The sequence below is a fragment of the Flavobacterium sp. genome, from assembly GCF_027531705.1.
Lineage (GTDB): Bacteria > Bacteroidota > Bacteroidia > Flavobacteriales > Flavobacteriaceae > Flavobacterium.
Genome location: NZ_JAPZSP010000031.1, coordinates 1 through 20,276 on the forward strand (window position 1 = coordinate 1; position 20,276 = coordinate 20,276).

General features: G+C 32.6%; 20 protein-coding genes. 8 read left to right on the plus strand and 12 right to left on the minus strand.

What is annotated here, in order from left to right:
• Positions 1 to 406: OmpA family protein (locus tag O9267_RS11775; RefSeq protein ID WP_298179726.1), on the plus strand; the 406-nt coding region annotated here is incomplete at its 5' end.
• Between the two features lie 54 nt (positions 407 to 460).
• Here the strand turns inward: O9267_RS11775 and rnhA are convergent.
• Positions 461 to 940, minus strand: coding sequence for a ribonuclease HI (gene rnhA / locus O9267_RS11780; protein WP_298179728.1), 480 nt, complete (start codon positions 938 to 940; stop codon positions 461 to 463).
• A 3-nt stretch (positions 941 to 943) separates the two neighbouring features.
• Positions 944 to 1,510 carry a phosphoribosylglycinamide formyltransferase gene (gene purN, locus O9267_RS11785; protein ID WP_298179730.1) on the minus strand — a complete coding sequence of 189 codons (567 nt, stop codon included), beginning with the start codon at positions 1,508 to 1,510 and terminating at the stop codon, positions 944 to 946.
• Positions 1,511 to 1,683: 173 nt separating this feature from the next.
• Here purN and O9267_RS11790 point away from each other — a divergent pair, with 173 nt between their 5' ends.
• The 6 genes from O9267_RS11790 to O9267_RS11815 all read left to right on the plus strand — a co-directional run bounded on the left by O9267_RS11790 (position 1,684) and on the right by O9267_RS11815 (position 7,036).
• Positions 1,684 to 1,920 carry an acyl carrier protein gene (locus O9267_RS11790; protein WP_007137004.1) on the plus strand — a complete coding sequence of 79 codons (237 nt, stop codon included), beginning with the start codon at positions 1,684 to 1,686 and terminating at the stop codon, positions 1,918 to 1,920.
• A gap of 174 nt (positions 1,921 to 2,094) precedes the next feature.
• Entirely contained in the window at positions 2,095 to 3,348 is a 1,254-nt protein-coding gene (fabF, locus tag O9267_RS11795) for a beta-ketoacyl-ACP synthase II (RefSeq protein ID WP_298179733.1), read from the plus strand.
• Positions 3,349 to 3,355: 7 nt separating this feature from the next.
• Positions 3,356 to 4,102, plus strand: coding sequence for a ribonuclease III (gene rnc / locus O9267_RS11800; protein WP_298179735.1), 747 nt, complete (start codon positions 3,356 to 3,358; stop codon positions 4,100 to 4,102).
• A gap of 109 nt (positions 4,103 to 4,211) precedes the next feature.
• Complete coding sequence (locus O9267_RS11805) at positions 4,212 to 4,688, plus strand: IPExxxVDY family protein (RefSeq protein WP_298179738.1); 477 nt, start codon at positions 4,212 to 4,214, stop codon at positions 4,686 to 4,688.
• A gap of 5 nt (positions 4,689 to 4,693) precedes the next feature.
• Positions 4,694 to 6,124, plus strand: a complete 1,431-nt coding sequence (gene pyk, locus O9267_RS11810) for a pyruvate kinase (RefSeq protein WP_298179740.1) — start codon at positions 4,694 to 4,696, stop codon at positions 6,122 to 6,124.
• A gap of 138 nt (positions 6,125 to 6,262) precedes the next feature.
• Positions 6,263 to 7,036, plus strand: a complete 774-nt coding sequence (locus O9267_RS11815) for a Bax inhibitor-1/YccA family protein (protein WP_298179742.1) — start codon at positions 6,263 to 6,265, stop codon at positions 7,034 to 7,036.
• Between the two features lie 138 nt (positions 7,037 to 7,174).
• Here O9267_RS11815 and dinB read toward each other — a convergent pair whose 3' ends face one another.
• Complete coding sequence (gene dinB, locus O9267_RS11820; RefSeq protein WP_298179744.1) at positions 7,175 to 8,257, minus strand: DNA polymerase IV; 1,083 nt, start codon at positions 8,255 to 8,257, stop codon at positions 7,175 to 7,177.
• Between the two features lie 139 nt (positions 8,258 to 8,396).
• Here dinB and O9267_RS11825 point away from each other — a divergent pair, with 139 nt between their 5' ends.
• On the plus strand, positions 8,397 to 8,864 hold the full coding sequence (locus O9267_RS11825) for a CYTH domain-containing protein (protein WP_298179764.1): 468 nt from the start codon (positions 8,397 to 8,399) through the stop codon (positions 8,862 to 8,864).
• A gap of 188 nt (positions 8,865 to 9,052) precedes the next feature.
• Here the strand turns inward: O9267_RS11825 and O9267_RS11830 are convergent, their stop codons facing one another.
• From O9267_RS11830 to O9267_RS11870, 9 genes are all read right to left on the minus strand, one after another.
• A complete protein-coding gene (locus O9267_RS11830; protein WP_298179767.1) occupies positions 9,053 to 9,442 on the minus strand; it encodes a septal ring lytic transglycosylase RlpA family protein in 390 nt (129 codons plus the stop codon).
• The gene (locus O9267_RS11835; RefSeq protein ID WP_298179770.1) at positions 9,439 to 9,957 is read right to left on the minus strand and encodes a septal ring lytic transglycosylase RlpA family protein; all 519 of its coding nucleotides are present in this window, start codon (positions 9,955 to 9,957) and stop codon (positions 9,439 to 9,441) included. The genes O9267_RS11830 and O9267_RS11835 overlap by 4 nt, the downstream gene beginning before the upstream one ends.
• Positions 9,958 to 10,036: 79 nt before the next feature.
• Complete coding sequence (locus tag O9267_RS11840; RefSeq protein WP_298179772.1) at positions 10,037 to 10,459, minus strand: hypothetical protein; 423 nt, start codon at positions 10,457 to 10,459, stop codon at positions 10,037 to 10,039.
• Positions 10,460 to 10,548: 89 nt separating this feature from the next.
• The gene (locus tag O9267_RS11845) at positions 10,549 to 11,712 is read right to left on the minus strand and encodes a fasciclin domain-containing protein (protein WP_298179774.1); all 1,164 of its coding nucleotides are present in this window, start codon (positions 11,710 to 11,712) and stop codon (positions 10,549 to 10,551) included.
• 30 nt (positions 11,713 to 11,742) lie between these two features.
• Complete coding sequence (locus tag O9267_RS11850) at positions 11,743 to 15,051, minus strand: carboxypeptidase regulatory-like domain-containing protein (RefSeq protein WP_298179777.1); 3,309 nt, start codon at positions 15,049 to 15,051, stop codon at positions 11,743 to 11,745.
• 132 nt (positions 15,052 to 15,183) lie between these two features.
• Positions 15,184 to 16,824, minus strand: a complete 1,641-nt coding sequence (gene pgi / locus O9267_RS11855; RefSeq protein ID WP_298179780.1) for a glucose-6-phosphate isomerase — start codon at positions 16,822 to 16,824, stop codon at positions 15,184 to 15,186.
• Positions 16,825 to 17,020: 196 nt separating this feature from the next.
• The gene (locus O9267_RS11860) at positions 17,021 to 18,247 is read right to left on the minus strand and encodes a peptidoglycan DD-metalloendopeptidase family protein (RefSeq protein WP_298179900.1); all 1,227 of its coding nucleotides are present in this window, start codon (positions 18,245 to 18,247) and stop codon (positions 17,021 to 17,023) included.
• 90 nt (positions 18,248 to 18,337) lie between these two features.
• Positions 18,338 to 19,252, minus strand: a complete 915-nt coding sequence (locus O9267_RS11865) for a tryptophan 2,3-dioxygenase family protein (protein WP_298179782.1) — start codon at positions 19,250 to 19,252, stop codon at positions 18,338 to 18,340.
• Positions 19,252 to 20,025: a DUF3108 domain-containing protein gene (locus O9267_RS11870; RefSeq protein ID WP_298179785.1), complete on the minus strand. Its 774-nt coding sequence runs from the start codon at positions 20,023 to 20,025 to the stop codon at positions 19,252 to 19,254. The genes O9267_RS11865 and O9267_RS11870 overlap by 1 nt, the downstream gene beginning before the upstream one ends.
• Positions 20,026 to 20,276: the final 251 nt, after the last annotated feature.

Below are 20,276 nucleotides of genomic sequence, written 5' to 3' on the forward strand. Positions count from 1 at the left end.
AGACGATCAGTTAAAAGCTACTATCAAGCTTACACCAATTGAGCCAGTTATTACAGAAACAGAAATCATCTTACAACCAATTTACTTTGAGTACAACAAAAGCAACATCACCGAAGACGGCGCCTTTGAGTTAGACAAACTAGTAAAAGTAATGCAAGACAATCCAAAACTAGTAATCTTGGCCAAATCTCATACTGATAACAGAGGAAGTGATACGTACAACCTAAACTTATCAGACAGAAGAGCTAAATCAACGGTACAATACATCATCTCTAAAGGAATCGACAGAGCTAGAATCTCTGGAAAAGGATTTGGAGAAACTGAACCAAAAGTTGATTGCGGACAAACTTGCACAGAAGAACAATACGCACAAAACAGAAGAAGCGAGTTCTTGATTGTGAAGTAAATCAAATCATATGTAAAAATAAAAGCCTCTATATGAAAACATATAGAGGCTTTTTTATAATAAAGAATCCCTCTCGGACTCATAAAACGCATCTACAGAAAGTTTTTCTTGCATAGAAGCCATAACTGCCAATTCATCACATCTTTCGTTCTGTGGATGGTTATTATGCCCTTTTATCCATTTAAAATCTACTTGGTGCTTTCTGTATATTTTAAGAAAACGAATCCATAAATCAGGATTTTTTTTACCCGAAAAATTCTTTTTTTCCCAACCAAAAACCCATTTCTTCTCAACTGCATCTACAACATATTTTGAATCTGAAACTACTAAAACTTTCGTTTTTGGATTTTTCAGTTTTTCTAAACCAACAATAACTGCTAACAACTCCATGCGATTGTTCGTTGTTAATCGGAAACCTTCATAAAACTCTTTTTTATAATGACTTCCGACTAATTCCATAACAACTCCGTAACCACCATTTCCAGGATTTCCTTTGGCGGCTCCATCTGTATAAATATGAACTTCGTGTTGCATTTTTTAAAGTTTACTTATGAGATTTTCGATAACTTCAGGAAAATAGTGATGTTCTAAAACATGAATCTTTTCAGCAATTTCTTCGGCAGTTTTACAATCTTCTATTGAGACGCTTTTTTGAAAAACAATCGCTCCTTCGTCATAATTTTCATTTACATAGTGAATTGTAATTCCAGTTTCTTTTTCTTTATTATCTAAAACTGCTTGATGTACATTCATTCCATACATGCCTTTTCCTCCATAATTTGGCAAAAGTGCTGGATGAATATTTACTATTCTATTAGGATAATGTTCAATTATAGAAGAGGGAAATTTTAGTAAAAAACCAGCCAATACAATTAAATCTGCTTTTAGACCCATTATTTTTTCTAAAACTATTCCGTTGGAAAGCTCCTCTTTATTGAATACTTCACATGGAATATCAAATTTCTTTGCTCTTTCTATAACTTTGGCATTAGGATTGTTAGTGAGAATCCCGACTACGGTTCCTTGACTATTGTTTTTAAAGTGTAATATGATTTTTTCGGCGTTAGAACCCGAACCAGAAGCAAAAATTACAATCTTTTTCATTTATTGGTAATTAGTATTACGCAAAAAAAAGAATAATAAATGATAATAAATAAAAATAATTGGTCTTTGTTAAATTTATTTTTTAAATTCGTGGTCATATTTATTAACTAAAATGTTGTTTTAAAATAAAGTTTTTTATTTTTGCCAACAAATTAAATTTAAAATTAAAGATTATGTCAGACATTGCATCAAGAGTAAAAGCGATTATCGTAGACAAATTAGGTGTTGACGAAAACGAAGTTGTAACAGAAGCAAGCTTCACAAACGATTTAGGAGCGGATTCATTAGACACGGTTGAGCTTATTATGGAGTTCGAAAAAGAATTTGACATTCAAATTCCAGATGATCAAGCAGAAAATATCGCTACTGTAGGTCAAGCTATTTCTTACATCGAAGAAGCAAAAAAATAATAAAGCCTTAAAACCCGTTGCATAATTGTGACGGGTTTTATTATTTTTTCAAAAAATTAGTCTATTTTTGATTGAATTTCAATCACACTATATTGAAATACCCTTGTCTCTTTAAGCTAACATCATAAAGAATACAGGGTATTATTTGTTTAAATACTATTTAAAAAAAAATATATGCAATTAAAGCGTGTTGTTGTAACAGGTCTTGGAGCATTAACTCCTATCGGAAATTCCATTCAAGAATATTGGGATGGTTTAGTAAATGGTAAAAGCGGTGCTGCTCCAATAACTTATTACGATACTGAAAAGCATAAAACAAAATTTGCTTGTGAAGTAAAAGATTTCAATATTGAAAACTTTATGGATCGAAAAGAGGCTCGTAGAATGGATAAATTTGCTCAGTATGCTGTTGCTGCTAGTGAAGAAGCCATTAATGATGCCGGAATAACTCCTGATAATGTAAACAAACAAAGAGTTGGTGTAATTTGGGGTGCAGGAATTGGCGGATTAGAGACTTTTCAAGAAGAAGTTTTAAATTATGCTGCTGGTGATGGAACTCCTAGATTCAATCCTTTCTTTATTCCAAAAATGATTGCTGATATTGCGCCTGCTCATATTTCTATGAGAAATGGTTTTATGGGACCAAACTACACAACAGTTTCTGCTTGTGCATCATCTGCCAATGCATTAATTGATGCATTCAATTATATTCGTTTAGGACTTTGTGATGTTATTATCTCAGGTGGTTCTGAAGCAGCTGTTACTATTTCTGGAATGGGTGGATTTAACTCTATGCAAGCTTTATCAACAAGAAATGATAGTCCAGAAACAGCTTCAAGACCTTTTGATGCTACTCGTGACGGATTTGTTCTTGGTGAAGGCGCAGGTGCATTAGTTCTTGAAGAATACGAACATGCAAAAGCTCGTGGTGCCAAAATTTATTGTGAAGTTGGTGGTGGCGGAATGTCATCCGATGCTTACCATTTAACAGCTCCACATCCTGAAGGAATTGGTGTTATTGCCGTTATGGAAAACACTTTGCGTGATGCTGGAATGTCTCCTGACAAAGTGGATCATATTAATACTCACGGAACTTCTACTCCACTTGGTGATGTTGCCGAATTAAAAGCAATTTCTCATGTTTTTGGTGATCATGCTAAAAATATTAATATCAATTCGACTAAGTCTATGACTGGTCACTTGCTTGGTGCTGCTGGTGCAATTGAAGCTATTGCAGTAATTTTAGCAATGAAAAACGGTATTGTTCCTCCAACCATTAACCATGAAGTTGTGGATGAAAATATTGATCCTTCTTTGAATTTGACTTTGAATAAAGCGCAAAAAAGAGAAATCAATGTTGCTATGAGTAACACTTTTGGTTTTGGTGGTCACAATGCTTGTGTATTATTTAAAAAATTGGAAGAATAACCACTAAATGAGTTTATTAAAAAAAATATTTTCTAAAAATTCCCGTCCTACAGAAGGCGGGAATTTTTTTGGTGATATAGAAAGAATCATAGGTTTTAAACCCAAAAACATTGAGAATTACACAAGAGCATTTACCCATCGTTCTATAAACAAAGTAGATTTAAAAGGAAATCCTATTAGTTACGAACGACTTGAATTTCTTGGTGATGCTATGCTAAGTTCAGTAATTGCGGCTCATCTTTTTAATGAAGTTCCATCTGGAGACGAAGGTTATTTGACTAAAATGCGTTCTAAAATTGTTAGCCGTGAACATCTTAACGAGCTAGGAAAGGACTTAAATTTAATTAAATTCGTTGAAAGTAAAGTACAAACACAGCATTTTGGTGAAAACATACATGGAAATATATTTGAAGCATTGGTTGGAGCTATCTTTTTAGATCAAGGTTATTCACATTGTGAAAAATTTATCCATAATAAAGTAATTGAGCCTTATGTTGATATACCAAGACTTGAAGGGAAAGTAATTAGCTATAAAAGTTTATTGATAGAGTGGTGTCAGAAAGAGAAAAAGACTTTTTTTTACGATATTTTTGAAGATAATAGCATAAGTGGCGACCGCCTTTTTGGTGTTAAACTTAGTATTGACGATGTTGTTGTGGCAAAAGCTAGAGCAACTTCCAAAAAGAAAGCCGAAGAAAAAGCATCGCAAAGAGCTTATTTTGCATTTCAAGGAAAAATCGATTCCAAAAAGTAAATAATTCTCAAAACTATATCGTTTTCGTTGATAAATAAACAGTTAGTTGACGTTTTCAAAGAATTTTCTAAACAAGAAATACTATATTTACACCTAAATTTTCAATAAAATGGCAATTCATAAATTGATAATTGATGATTGTGAAGAAGCAAATTATGAGCTATTAGCAATTCATACTTCACTAGAAGACTATCGTTTAGCCTATTTTGTTAACCAAAAGCTTCCTGTTCTTTTTTCTAAAAGCGAAAAACAAATTCAGGTAATTAGTAAAATTGGTAAAATAAATTTTTCTAAATACAGTTATAGTAATACAGAAAAAGAGGAATATTGGGATTTAATTCAAAATAAAAACGAGATTATTATTCAAAAGAAATTGGCAACCCAAAATCTTTTTGGTAATGAAGAAGAAACAACAACAACTTATTTAGTTCCTGAATTTAAAAAAGTTGATTATTTTATAAAAATTGAAAACTCAGAAATTGATATTGAATCAATTCTAACCAAAATAAATACAATAGAAAGAATTTCAACGGTTTATGCTGTTGATTTAGCTAAAATAAAATCAAAAAACAATCTAATTTTTTAATACAAATGCCAACAAATAAAAAAACAAAAATTGTAGCCACACTTGGTCCTGCTTGTAGCACTAGAGAAGTTCTAAAAGACATGATTGAAGCTGGTGTTAATGTTTTTAGAGTAAATTTTTCGCATGCCGATTATGATGATGTAAAATCAAAGATAGATTTAATTAGAGGTTTAAATGATGAATTCGGTTATACTACTGCAATTTTAGGAGACTTACAAGGGCCAAAACTTAGAGTTGGTGTGATGAAAGAAGATGTAGTTGTAAATCCTGGTGATATCATCACATTTCAAACTGCCGAAGATGTTCCTGGAACTGCCGATAGAGTTTATATGAACTACAAAGCGTTTCCTAGCGATGTAAATCCGGGCGAAAAAATCCTTTTGGACGACGGAAAATTGATGTTTGAAGCATTAGAAACCAACGGAACAACCGAAGTTAAATGTAGAGTAATTCAAGGTGGACCATTAAAATCTAAAAAAGGTGTAAACTTACCTAATACCAAAGTTTCTTTGCCTGCATTAACAAAGAAAGATATAAAAGATGCACTTTTTGCAATCGAACAAAAAGTAGATTGGATAGCACTTTCGTTTGTAAGAACCGCAGAAGATTTGATGGAATTACAGGATTTAATTACTAAACATTCTGATCATAAAATTCCAATTATTGCCAAAATTGAAAAACCAGAAGGTGTTGAAAACATTGATAAAATAGTAGCTTATTGCGATGGATTAATGGTTGCTCGTGGCGATTTGGGTGTTGAAATTCCAGCGCATGAAGTTCCGTTAATCCAGAAAAAATTGATTCATAGAGCTAAAACGGCTCGTATTCCTGTTATTGTGGCAACGCAAATGATGGAAACCATGATTACAAGCCTTACACCAACACGTGCCGAAGTAAATGACGTTGCCAACTCTGTTATGGATGGTGCCGATGCTGTAATGCTTTCGGGTGAAACTTCTGTTGGAAATTATCCAGTACAAGTAATTCAGCAAATGACACAAATTATTGAAGCTGTTGAAGATTCACCACTTATTCAAGTACCACAAAATACGCCACAAGTTAGAACCAATCGTTTTGTTACAAAATCAATTTGTCACCACGCGGCTATGATGGCCAATTATATCAAAGCAAAAGCGATTTGTACTTTAACCAATAGCGGTTATACTGCTTTTCAAATTTCGGCTTGGCGACCATCGGCTCATATATTAGTTTTTACGTCAAATAAGCGCATTTTAACGCAATTAAATCTGCTTTGGGGCGTGAAGTCTTTCTACTATGATAAATTCGTTAGTACAGACGATACTGTAACCGATGTGAATGAAATTGCTCGTGTAAAAGGATTTGTTGACAAAGGCGATTTTTTAATCAATCTTGCAGCAATGCCAGTAACCGAAAAAGGAATGGTAAATACCTTGAGAGTTTCGGAGATAGAGTAAATTATACGTAATAAAATATAAAATCCGTCTTGTTGTATTACTTGACGGATTTTTTTGTGATTTTTTTTGTACACAAAATAAATTTTAAACCATAATCCTTTTTTTTCTATATTTGAATCACCAATAAAATTAAAAAATATGAACTCAAGCAATCCGTTTTTTAAAAACAAATCGTTTAAAGATGCCGACGTATCTAGTTATGATGGAACAGAAAACAAATCTGTAGTAATAGATTATAATGATACCATGAGTGTATCGGGAACCATCAACAAAAGTTTTGCGCTTTTATTTCTTCTTATTGCATCAGCTTTTGTTACTTGGTATTTGACTTTTCAAGGTTATAATACTATGATTCTAACCATTGGTGGCGCCATTGTTGGATTAATCTTGGTTGTTGTTTCTTCTTTCAAACCGCATTTGTCAAGATATTTAGCGCCAGGTTATGCCGTTTTTGAGGGTTTGTTCTTAGGCGGAATTTCTGCATTTTTCGAAATGACAAGTTACCCAGGAATTGTTTTGCAAGCTGTTGGAGCAACGTTTGTTACTTTCTTAATCTGTTTTGGGTTATACAAATACCAAATCGTAAAGGTTACTGAAACATTTAAATCAGTTGTAGTGGCTTCGACACTTGCTATTGCTACTTATTATTTGATTAGCTGGTTGTTATCAATGTTTACTAGCTTTCAACCTGTTCATTATGGCAACTCGATGATGAGTATCGGAATAAGTGTTTTTGTGATAGTAATTGCTGCTTTAAACTTGTTTTTAGATTTTGATCAAATAGAAAAAGGTGTTGAAAATCGTTTGCCTAAATACATGGAATGGTTTGGTGCAATGGGATTGATGGTAACACTGGTTTGGTTGTATATCGAATTCTTGCGTTTATTGTCTAAACTATCAAGTAGAGATTAATTTTGTTAAAATAACACTTATTACAAAGATTAACACAGATTTTTAAAATTGTGAAGTGAATCATTTTAATCCTTTAAATCTGTGGCAAAAATTAATAATATATAAGAGCTGTTCATGATTTGAGCAGCTTTTTTTTATTTAAAAATCAAATTTCAACTGAACAACAACTGTTTTTTTGACTTCGGTATTGAGATTGTTTAACGAAATTCCGAGTAATCGAACAGATTCTTTCATGCGTTCTTGAAACAATAGTTCTTTGGCGGTTTCTAGCATCAATGCTTTGTCTGAAATAAAGTAAGGCAAGGTTTTGCTTCGAGTTTGTTGTGAAAAATCACTATATTTTATTTTTAGTGTAACTGTTTTTCCCGAAATATTGTGCTTTTTTAATCTTCGTTCGAGTTCGGCTGCGATTCTTTCTAATTTTTCGAGCATGAAGATTTCCGAAGTTAAATTTTCATTGAAAGTATGTTCGGCAGCAACCGATTTGGCAATATGATTTGACTTAACTTGACCATTATGAATGCCACGAACAACATGGTAATAAAAAGTACCCGTTTTCCCAAAGTGTTTTTCTAGAAATTCTAGCGATTTGTTTTTTAAATCTAAACCCGTAAAAATACCTAATTGGTACATTTTTTCGGTGGTAACTTTTCCAACACCATAGAATTTTCTGATGGGCAATTGCTCTAGAAATGGAATTACTTCGTCTGGTCCAATTGTCTTTTGTCCATTAGGTTTGTTATAATCAGAAGCGACTTTTGCCACAAATTTATTGATTGAAATACCTGCAGAAGCTGTTAAGCCTAGTTCGTCATAAATTCGTTTTCTTATTTCTTGCGCTATCAAACTAGCACTTGGATTTCCTTTTTTGTTTACGGTTACATCCAGATAAGCTTCGTCTAACGAAAGTGGTTCGACTAAGTCGGTATAATCGTGAAAAATGTTTCTGATTTTGTTAGAAATCTCTTTGTATCTATCAAATCGTGGTCGTACAAAAATAAGTTCTGGACAATATTTTTTAGCTAAAGTGCCACTTAATGCACTACGAACGCCAAATTTTCGAGCTTCATAACTTGCAGCAGAAACAACACCACGATGTTCTGAACCACCAACAGCAAGCGGTTTTCCTCGCAATTCGGGATTATCCAATTGTTCGACCGAGGCATAAAATGCATCCATATCGACATGAATAATTTTTCTATTTGGAATTGGTTCTTGCATGTTACAAATTTAATCAAAAAGTAGCATTCGTTTTTTTTATCTTTGTTACGTAATCTAGCCCTGATAGTAGCGGCATCCTTTATTTTTTTTCTTTAAAAAAATAAAGATATAGCGAATAGCAGGATAAAGCTCCTAAAAAATGATAGAAATAGAAAGAAAGTTTCTGGTAACTAGTTTTGAATTTAAGAACGAAGCTTTTGCTAAAAAAAGTATTCTACAAGGCTATATAAGCTCAAATCCCGAACGAATGGTGCGAATTAGGACAAATGGCAAGGATGGCTTTATAACTATCAAAGGAATGGGCAATAAAAGCGGTATGACAAGATTTGAATGGGAAAAAATAATTTCGCTTGATGAAGCTACTGCTTTATTGAAATTATGTGAAGAAGGAGCGATTGAAAAAATTCGTTATGAAGTGAAGGTTGGCAATCATGTTTATGAAGTCGATGAGTTTTTTGGCCAAAATGAAGGTTTGGTAATAGCCGAAATAGAATTGGAAAGTGAAGATGAAGCTTTCGAAAAACCAAGTTGGTTGGGAAAAGAAGTTACAAACGATGTGAAATATTATAATGCTTATTTAAGCAATAATCCTTTTACAAAGTGGTGAACGCAACCACAAATTACGCAAATTTTCACAAATTTTTTGTAAAAAATTAGTTTGAAATAGTGGGCTTTGAATAATTAATTTTTTTTCAAGCCACAGATTTTTTATTATGTAAATGGTAAATCCTTTTAATCCATTTAATCAGTGGCAAAATTAAAGAAAATCAATATATTTTATAAAAATGTGGTAAACTAATTTAGAATTTCAATGTTGACGTTTAGAATGCCGTTGTTTTTGTTTTCGGTAATTTGCATAAACGCTTTTTTGGATAAATCGATTTCTCTAGTTTTTTTGAATGGTCCACGGTCGTTTATTTCAACCTCAACACTTTTGTTGTTGGCAGTATTGGTTACTTTTACTTTTGTTCCAAAAGCCAATGTTCGGTGCGCGGCTGTTAGTTTTGAATTACTAAAAACGGCGCCACTTGCGGTTTTCTTTCCGTTGAATTTATCGGCATAATAGGAAGCTTCTACTTTACTTTTGAAGACTTTAGCAGAAGTTTTTTTGGTGGAAGAACAACTTGCAGTAATTAGTAAAAATAGCGTTGAAAAAAGTAAAATAAAACCTCTTTTTACTATCATTTTTGAAGAATTTCAATTGTCACATTCATTGAACCCGAACCTTTATTATGAGCAATTTCCATGAAAGCTCTTCTTGATAAATCGAGTTCACGACCTTTTACATATGGTCCACGATCGGTTACTTCTACATAGACAGATTTACCGTTTGCTTCGTTGGTTACTTTTAGTTTTGTACCAAAAGGAAATTTTTTGTGAGCACAAGTCATTGCGTTATTGTTGAATTTTTTTCCGCTTGCAGTTCGTCTTCCGTTGAATTTATTGGCGTAATAAGAAGCATGTGCGTTTTTTTTGTGAAGTTTAAATTTTCCTTTTTCGACAATAAGTGTGTCAATTATTTCGTCATTGCTTTCTAACGCAATTTCTTTTCCTTTTTTTATTGTGTCTACAACGGTTGTAGTTTTTTCAACTTTTAGAGTCGTTTTACTTGGTTGAATTTGACTTTTTTGAGCATAAAAAGAAACCCAAAATAAATTTGTGACGACCAGAAGCAGATATGTTATAGAATGTTTTTTCATTTTTTAGCGTTTATAACTTTTTTACAAAAACCATACCCAAATGGATAAAAAAAGTCCTTATTCAGGACTTTCTAAATTTTTAAAACCATAATGACCATGGGATTCGACTTAAAATTAGAAGTAATCCGAGACCATAAAAAATAGCTATTTTTTTGAATTTCCCGTTACTACTTTCTTGTTTTTTATGTGATGACCAACCAATTGTAATAAGAACAATAGCAATTATATTGATTAATGGATGTTCTAGTGAAGTCAAGCGTAGTGCTGCATCTTTCATTTGTCCTAAACTATCTTTTCCAAGCGGAGAAACGAAATAAAGTATAAATCCGATTACTAATTGAACATGAGTAAAAATTAAGGCAAAAAGAGCAATTTTTCTATCTTTAGCAGTAAAATCTTTTTTAGAAGATAATCCAAGAAACGAATTAACAACAGCAACAACTAGCAATAAAAGCACTAAATAAGCCCAACCAGAATGAAATTTTTGAATAAAAGTGTACATAAATTATTTTTTTAGGATTTCAAATTTAAACAAAAAAACCTCTTAAAAAAAATATTTAAGAGGTTTTAGAAATTGTTTAAACTTAATTTTTATAAAACAGGCTGTAATACTCTGTCAATAGTATGAATAATACCATTTGTTGCTTGAATATTTACTGTTTTTAGAATACTTGCTGGTGCAGATATAGCAGGTAATTCAGTTATTTTTAAAGTTTGTCTTGTAATTAAAAATGTTTGCGTTCCTGTTGTAGAAGTTGGAGCTATAGTTCTAATTGTTGAATCAGATGTAGTAGATGTAGACCAAGCAGTGTTTGAAGCTGCTGATAAATTTCCTACGGTAGCAACTGCTGGCGGAGTAAATGGTAATGATTGACTTACATGATATTGCAAAACTTTTGTAACATTTGTTCCCAAGTTAGTTGCTGGATCAAAATTAGCACCTGTTAAAAAACCTCCACTAGCTGTAGCAGAAGTAAATGCAGAGTTTAATGGCGCAAATAATGTAATTGCAGGATTAGTATTGTTAGAAGCATATACTGCATTAGAATTTGCAGTTGTCAATAAATTTAATACTGCTGATTGATCTCCAAAAGAACCGCCAACTCCACTTGTTACAACAGCTAAAAGAGTTGAAAGGCTTGGGTTAGCTTTTATATGATTTACTAACGTTGGTAATGTCATAACATTATCAATCACATGCACAATTCCATTACTTGCCTCTATATTTGCGGTAGTTACAGTTGCACCACCATTAGCAGTACCGCCGTTAAGCACAACACCGCTTGATTTGTTAACATACATACTTAATGTTGTAGAACCAACACCAGCAGCAAATGTTTTTACATAACCATCAGATGGTAAGTCGCTTGATAAAGTTCCAACTCCAAGAATGTGGTTTTGCAATCTTCTTCTTAAAGTAGATATTGCAGAAACATCTGCTGGAACAGTAGAAGCAGGATTTAAAGCGTCCACTGAAGCTTCTGTTACACCAGCTGCAATAAAAGCAGCATTTGTAGGAGCAAAAACAGTATAAGATCCTGCACCTTTAACTCTATTTAATATACTATTGTTATCACTTGCTGGACTTGTTTTTTCAATAGCTTTTTTCAGAATACTAAAATTTGCATCGGTACTAACAATGTCATAAATTGTTGGAAGTTTTACTACTTCTTCAGATTTTTCATCACATGAAACTACTAAGAATATCATTGACAATAGCAAAATTGCTTTTTGAAGTTTATTAACTATTTTCATAATCTTTATGTTTTATTATTTTATGTTTTATTAATTAAATGTATATCTTAATGTAAATTGTGCTTGCCATACGTCAAATACAGATGCGTTTTTTTGGAATGTATCTTTAATTAAGAAACGTTTTCCTTGATTATCTGTTTGTAGTGCTAAATTATATCCTGCAATAAAGTTATTACCACTATTTGGCGCCTGAGATACAGAAAGAAGATTTGTATTAGTAGCTCTTTTTGTAACACCCCAATCACTATTTAGAAAATTAGTGAAGTTTAAAATATCTGCTCTAAACTGGAAACTATTCTTTTTACCTTTAATCTTGATGAAAAAATCTTGTGTTACTGATAAATCTAAACGATGTAACATAGGTAACACATTACTATTTCTCTCAACGTATTGGCCTCTTCTTTCAGATAAATATGGGTCTTGGCTAATATATTTTTCAAAAGCTTCTTCTTGTTCTTGAACTGTATATAAAACCAATGTTGAACCCGCAACTGTTTGTGTAATTGGAACAAAACGAATATCAGAAGCTTTTAATGGCACATATAATAAATCGTTTCCTGCAACAGAATCACCATTTAAATCTCCGCTATATGTGTAAGAAAACGGACTTGCTTGCTCGCCTATATAACCAAGATTTATAGAGGTTGCAGCGCCAATGTTTTTACCATATTCTATTTTATACCCTAAGATACCAACTATTCTATGTGGTGTATTGTTGTTAGAAATAGATCTATCCAAATCATTATTTCCATTAACAGATCTAGCACCCGTCCAAGAACCTGCTGCTATTGAACCTGCAGACATTAAATCATAAGCTCCTGAGTGTGTATAAGCTATAGAACCCCAAATCCCTTTTTTATAAGGATACTCTAATTTAAAAGTTGTAGAATAAAAATATCCTTTATTAGAGTTTGTCAATAAAACTGCACTTGAAACATTGTTGTTAATTCTACTTCCATTTGCAGTTCCAGAGTAGTATGGTCTTGTATCAACACCGCTCAAAGTTCCTACAGGTTTGTCTAAGTTTACATTTCTGTAATAAACTTCATTAATGTTTTTATTAAAAATTCCTTCAATTGTACCTATAAAACCAAAAGGTAATTTTTGATCTACTGCAACATTTGATTTCCATACTTGAGGTGATTTAAAATCAGAATCGGTAAAAGCTAACTCAATTGTTGCCGGCAGTTGTGGTGTACTTGGTGTAAAATATTGACTTGGATTTGGTGTAAATCCATAATTACCAGCACCAACAGCATCACCGCTTGCATCAACAAACCCTGTTAAAATTCCATTATTACCTATTGCATTAGAGATGAAAACCTGAGGAGGTCTTCCTGTAAATATTCCTGTACCACCTCTTACTTGTGTTGTAGCATCACCTTTTACATCTAAGTTGAAACCAATTCTAGGCTCAAAAAGATATTGTGTTTTTGGCATTTTTCCCGTATTATACTTTTCTCCATTAGCAAAAGTTAAATTTGTTACTATTGGATTTTCAAGAGCTGTATTTGCAAATGTTATAGCTGTAGCTCTAATTCCAAAAGTAAGTTTTAGATTATCATAAACTTTAATTTCGTCTTGACCATAAATATCAAACTTATTTGATTTTAATATTTGCAAAGGTTCTGCTCCACCAGGTAAAGCAGAATATCTAAATTGTACTTGAGCGGGAAGATTGGTTACTGTTGGTAATCCTCCTAAACCAATAGTTTCATTTGCAGCATCAATAAAATTTTGTAATGAATTAAAAACAAAAACACCATTAGATCCTGGGAAAAACGAATTGTTAGATTTAAATCTTTCATAATTTGCACCAAATACTAAAGTGTGTTTTCCAAAATATCCAGTTATATTATTAGTAAAGTGTAATGTAGAATAATCTAATAAATTACCAGGTGTAAATGGGTCTAAACCTGCAGAAATAAAGTTTGTGTTGTTTTCAGGGTTTTTAATATCTATAGTTGGAAATATTCCACCGCCTTGTAAAGCTCTATCTTCAATCTGTAAATCGTATCCAGCTATAAAATTGTTATGCCATTTTTCTGAAAGTTTACTATCAAGTTCAAGAACTACTGATCTAGTATTGTCTTTAATTACATAACCGCTGTTTTTATAAGACAACGAGTTTACGTTAGTTCTTCTATTACCAAAACCAAGTGAATTTGAATTTGATATTAACTCATCAGAACTTGAATCGTGATGAACATATCTTGCTGTTAATTTATGATTGTTATTTATATTCCAATCTATCCTTGCCAAAAACTTTTTTGATTCTTTTACAGCATCATATCCTTCCCAGGGACCTGTTTGATAACCAAGTTTGCCTAGCAAATCAGAAACCTCTTGCATTTGCCCTGTTGTTGGAGCTGAAACTTGTCCTCCAGCAATAGGTGAATTACTCGTTGTCCAAGTAGTAGCAGGGCTTAAGTTGTCAATTGTTTCAAAATTTCCAAAGAAAAATAATTTATCTTCAATTATTGGTGCACCAACTCTAGCTCCCCAAATTTTTTCTTCAAAAGTGGCAGGTACAATTTTGACTTCATCTGCACGTGTTCCAACAAAATCTTTTTTGTTATTTCTAAAAGAATGGTAAATAGAACCTTCAACTTCATTTGTTCCGCTTCTAGTAACTGCATTGATTCCTGAACCTGTAAAACCTGATTGGCGTACATCATATGGAGCAATGTTTACTTGTAATTGTTCGATAGCATCTAATGATATCGCTGATGAACCAGTTCTACCACCAGCTTGAGAATCAGAACCTAAACCAAAACCATTGTTGAAAACTGATCCATCAATAGTAAAATTATTCAATCTAGAATCTTGTCCTCCAAAAGTTCCATTGCTTCCAGCATTTGCATTATATTTTGTAATAGCAGTAATCGATCTTGCACCTGTTACAGGTATTGCATTTAGTTCACGATTATTAAATTGTTGAGATGCACCTGTTCTGCCTTTAGAAAAAACCCCTGATTTAGATTTAGTTATAACAACTTCTTTTAAAGCATTTGATTCTTCTTCTAAAAAAAGATTTACTGTTACGTTATTACCTAAAGATGCGGTAATGTCAGAAAGAACAGTTTGCTTGTATCCAACATAAGATACTGAAACTGTATAAGGTCCACCTGGTCTTAACGATGGAATTCCATAATTTCCTGATGCATCAGAATTGGCAAAATATTTAGTTCCAGTTGGAACGTGTTTTACCTCAACAGTTGCTCCTGGCAATCGCTCTCCCTTGTCAGTTTTAACAGTTCCCGAAATAGAAGATTTCGTAACTTGTGAAAAACCAATCATAGATAGGAAGAGAAAAAAAAGCGATAATTTTCTTTTCATTTTTGTTTTGTTTAAGTTTCCGCAAAAGTACAACCTAATCAAAACATCTATGTTATGATAATATTAACAATTTTCCTATTCCTTTGTGAAAACCTTTGAATACAAATTAAAGTATATTTTGTCGGTTGAAAATTATTTTCCTAAATAATAATTTAATAAGAAAGTTGTAGAGTTGTCGTGTACTTTTACTTCTTTAGAATTAATTTCATCTAGAATTGAATTGGCTAATTGTTTTCCAAGTTCAACACCCCACTGATCATAGCTAAAAATGTTCCAAATAATTCCTTGTACGAAAATTTTATGTTCGTATAAAGCTATTAATGAACCCAAAGATTCAGGTGTTAGTTGATTAATTAACAATGTATTGGTTGGTTTATTTCCTGCAAAAACTTTGAAAGGTAAAAGATAAGCAGCTTTTTTGGCAGCAACTCCTTGTTTGTCAAATTCTGCTTGAACTTGTTGTTGGGTTTTACCATTTAGTAATGCTTCTGTTTGAGCAAAAAAGTTAGACATCAATTTGTCATGATGGTCTTTATCGCCATACAAAGGTTTTACAAAACCTATAAAATCGGTTGGGATTAATTTTGTTCCTTGGTGAATTAGTTGAAAAAAAGCATGTTGCGAGTTAGTTCCTGGTTCACCCCAAATGATAGTTCCAGTTTGGTAATTCACAATTTTTCCGTCACGACCTACACTTTTTCCATTGCTTTCCATTATTCCTTGTTGTAAGTAAGGTGCTAGTTTTTGTAAATATTGTGTGTATGGAATTAGCGCTTCGCTTTCTGCTCCAAAAAAGTTATTGTACCAAACACTCAATAAAGCCAGAATTACAGGTATATTTTGGTCAAAAGATTCTGATTTGAAATGATCGTCCATTTTGTTTGCGCCTTTTAGCAAATGGTCAAAATTATCAAAACCAACGGCTAAACTTATAGACAAACCAACTGCGCTCCAAAGTGAAAAACGACCACCAACCCAATCCCACATTGGAAAAATGTTGTTAGAATCAATTCCGAATTCGGTTACTTTTTGGATGTTTGTTGAAACGGCCACAAAATGTTTGGCTATATCTTCTTGTTGGCCCGATTTCAAGAACCAATCTTTTATGGTTTCAGAATTAGTTAAGGTTTCTTGTGTTGTAAATGTCTTAGAAACAATCACAAACAATGTTGTTTCTGGATTTATTTTCTTGATTACTTCGTTTACATGATCACCGTCAACATTGGAAACAAAATGTACATTTAAGTGGTTTTTATAAAATTGCAAAGCCTCAACAACCATTGCTGGTCCAAGGTCTGAGCCGCCAATTCCAATGTTTACAATATCAGTAAATGCTTTTCCTGTATATCCTTTTCTTTGTCCCGAAATTACTTCGTTGGAAAATGCTTTTATTTTGTTTTTTACTTCATAAACTTCGGGCATTACATTTTTTCCATCTACCAAGACGGTTGCTTTTTCTGGCGCTCGCAATGCAGTGTGAAGAACCGCTCTGTTTTCGGTTTGATTAATGGCTTGTCCGTCAAAATAGCTTGCAATTGCTTGTTTTAGATTGACTTCGTTTGCTAATTCTAGTAATAAATTGATGGTTTCTTGATTGATTCTGTTTTTAGAATAATCTACTAAAAAATCTTCCCATTTTATATGAAATTTTGCCGCTCTTGAAGCATCTTCAGCGAACATCTCTTTCATGGAGGCTGTTTGCATGGTTTGGAAATGTTGTTGCAATTTTCCCCAAGCTTTTGTTGTAGTAGGATTAGTATTTTGTAGTGCCATCTTTTTATAATTTTAGATGTGCAAAAGTAATCATTGTTTGGGAATTTTTAGCCTTGACAGAAGGGAAAATCTTTTGGGCAGTATGGCTATTTTTTGCTGACTTTGCAGAACGACCAACGGAAGTTCCTGTAAAGTCATTCAAAAAAAGCTAGAATGCCTAAAAATTTGGAATGATGGCGAGATTAGCTTCTAAAATTTAATACCCAAATTTAGCTAAAGCAACGCTATCGAGTTCTTTTTTGAGAGGTTTGCTGTATTCTAAAAACTTAGGCAAATGTCTTTTATCCATCGGAATGGAATTGGGTAATTTGAGTTTAAGAGCATCAACTTGAACGCCATTTTTCCAGAAACGATAACATACGTGCGGACCACTGGCAAGCCCTGTACTTCCTACTTTACCAATAATATCGCCTTGTCGAACACTCTGACCACGACGTACCATGATTTTGGACATGTGAAGATATTGTGTAGAATAGGTTTTGTCGTGTTTTACTTTTACAAAATTCCCATTTCCAGCGGTATAACCTGTTTGTTCTACAATACCCGCAGCAGTTGTCATGATTGGTGTTCCTGTTGGTGCTGCGTAATCGGTTCCACTATGAGGTTTCCAGCGAAGTTGTACTGGATGAAAGCGGTTTTTAGAAAAACGTGATGTTATGTTTACGAATTTCAAAGGTGCTTTTAAGAAATAATTTTTTAGCGCTTTTCCGTTTTCGTCGTAATAATCGACTTTGCTACTACTAGCATTAGGTGTGTATGGGAAAGCATATATTTTTTCGCCTTTGTATTCAAAAAAAGCAGCTCTTAGCGAATCGATTCCATCGTAAAGTGTGTCGTTTATATATCTTTCAGTAAAACTTAAGGCAAATTTATCGCCACGACGCAACTTGAAAAAATCGATTGACCAAGCATAAACTTTGGTTAATTTTTTAGACATAGAAGCGTCAATTCCTTCCTTTTTGAGTGTTGCAGCAAGTGAACCGTTTACTCTACCAGCAATTGTTCTTATTTTGAATGATAAAGGTCTTGATTTTTTGAATCCAACAACAGAATCGGTCAAATCAACCAAGTAATAATCTAATCGATTGGGTTGGTAAATAAGATATTGAAGTTTGTGATATTTATTCTTAGAGCGCAAGCAAACATAAGGTCGCATAAAACGTACTTGTGTTGGAAATGAATCTTTTACAACATCAATTATCTCAGCAACTTTTTTGCCATTAAGGTTTTGTTTTTTCAGAATTCTTTCAAAAGTATCTTGATGTCCAATTGTGTCATAATGCACATTGAAATCGTCATATTTGAATCCGAAATCGACAATTGGTTTGCGCGGTTCAATATCTTCAATAATAAAATCTTCTTCGGCTTTTTTACAAGCAGAAAAAGAAAGAAGTAGAAGTAATATTAACGTTATTTTTTTCAAATAATTTTTAATTGCCACATTGTCAACAAGAAAAGACTTTTCTCTTGAAAGCATTTTACGAAGTTAAGAAAAACGTGGCAAATAAAAAAATTAGACGTCTTCTCCCCAGTTTTTTAATTCGTCTTCGCTCCAAAGTTCTGGAAAGAAAATTCTTCGTTGGTATTTAGGATGCATGTATTTTTTCCAATCGCTTCCGCCTGTTGCATCGCCATCACCAATATATTTTCGGGCTGCATTCAAATGTCCCATAACCCAAGTGATATTTACTGTTTTGTCGTAATGACGCATAGCCGCTACTAAATCAGCATCTTTTTGATCTTCTTCAGGTAATTGTTTGAATTTTTGCCAAAGATTGATGGTATTGTATTCTTCCATATAACGCAAAAACTCTTCTTTATATTTTCTTTCGAATTCAAGAATTAAAAAAGATTTTTCGCCTGTTGTGTGGTCTTTTCCGGCCGCTTGCCAATAAAGATGCTCAAAAGCATGGGAATAAGGAGTATTTCTATCAATAGTTGCTCTGAAACGGTAATCGATAAGGTTGATTAAATCGGTTGAAGAAAATTCGATTAAACGATATTGTGCTGATTGAAATCCGCTGGCAGGCGTTAATGTGTTTCTAAATTTCATGTATTGCTCTATTTCCATTCCGTCGCCCATAATATCGAATGAAGTTGTAAGCATGTCGAAATAACGAGAAATTCGCATTAATCTTTCGGCAAAAAACTTGGTTTCGGGTTTTTCGCAATGGCATACTTGTTTAATTTCCCAAAGAACCATTTTGAACAATAACTCATTGACTTGATGATACATAATAAAAACCATTTCGTCGGGCAAAATGGTTTTTTGAGTTTGCAGATTTAATAAAGCATCTGTTTGAATATAATCCCAATAGGTGATTGGTTTTGACCAAAGTAAACCTTCAAGATGTGTATTTGTATTTTGATTTATAGCATCAAATTTTTTTTCTAATTCAGAAATTAATTTTGTTGTTTGTTGGTTCATTATTTCATTTTTATTTTGAAAGAATTATTTAATCCTTTGAAAGATTCTAAATCGGCTTTTAGAGATCCAACTGCAAGACTTGCTTTAATTCTTATTGGTAATTTATTTTCATCGGCTGAAATCCAAACGGTTACACTTTCTTCTTCTTTAAAAACTCTTCCAGATTGAACTAAAGGTCTAAAAATCATGGTTGGAACAGTTCCAAATTTAGTTTCTATATCTTCATTACCAATATATTTTAGTTTGAACTTAAACGTTTCATCATCAAAAAACATATCAGCAATAATAGATTCGCCCACTTTTAGCTTATCAATATTTGGATGGTTTCTCAAAAAATAAAAAGTTGACAAAATATCTTGAACGTTTTCTGGTGTTGTAAACGTTTTTTCGGTTTTGTTTTTATAATCTTTAACTAAGATAGTGTTTTTGTCTTGGTTGAAAAATCCTTCTTGATTTTTTTTGTAACCACCTTCATCAATCTTTCTAACATATTGATAGGGTTTGCTGGTTACTTTGTCAAAATAACTTTCGTAATTATCTTCAACTTTAAAGAAAAATTTAGTCATACCAGTTGTATAACCTTTTCCAACAGCGTGAAAAACTTTTTTGTTGTTTTTTACAGCTTCTTTTACTTCAACAGTTGCATAACCGGCTGTTACAACTCCGTAATGTATTCTAAATTTAAACCATTCGCCTACTTCAAAAGCAGATTGTTTTTGATTATTAAAACTTACAGTAACCAGTAATAGTGTTAATAAGAGAAAATTTTTCATTGTATAAATTTTATATTTTGTAAGTCTAATACAATTTCTGTTCCAAATGTACTAAAAACAAAAAAACTCCATCAAAAAATGACGGAGTTTTTATGCTATTAACCAACCAAAAAACTATAAATTATGAAAAATTTATAAAAATAACAGGGAACCACCCCTTTTATTTCTGATGCAAATGTAAAACGTTTTTTTGATATATCATCAATAAAAAATCAATTTTAACATTTATTTCATAATTGAACACGTTCTAC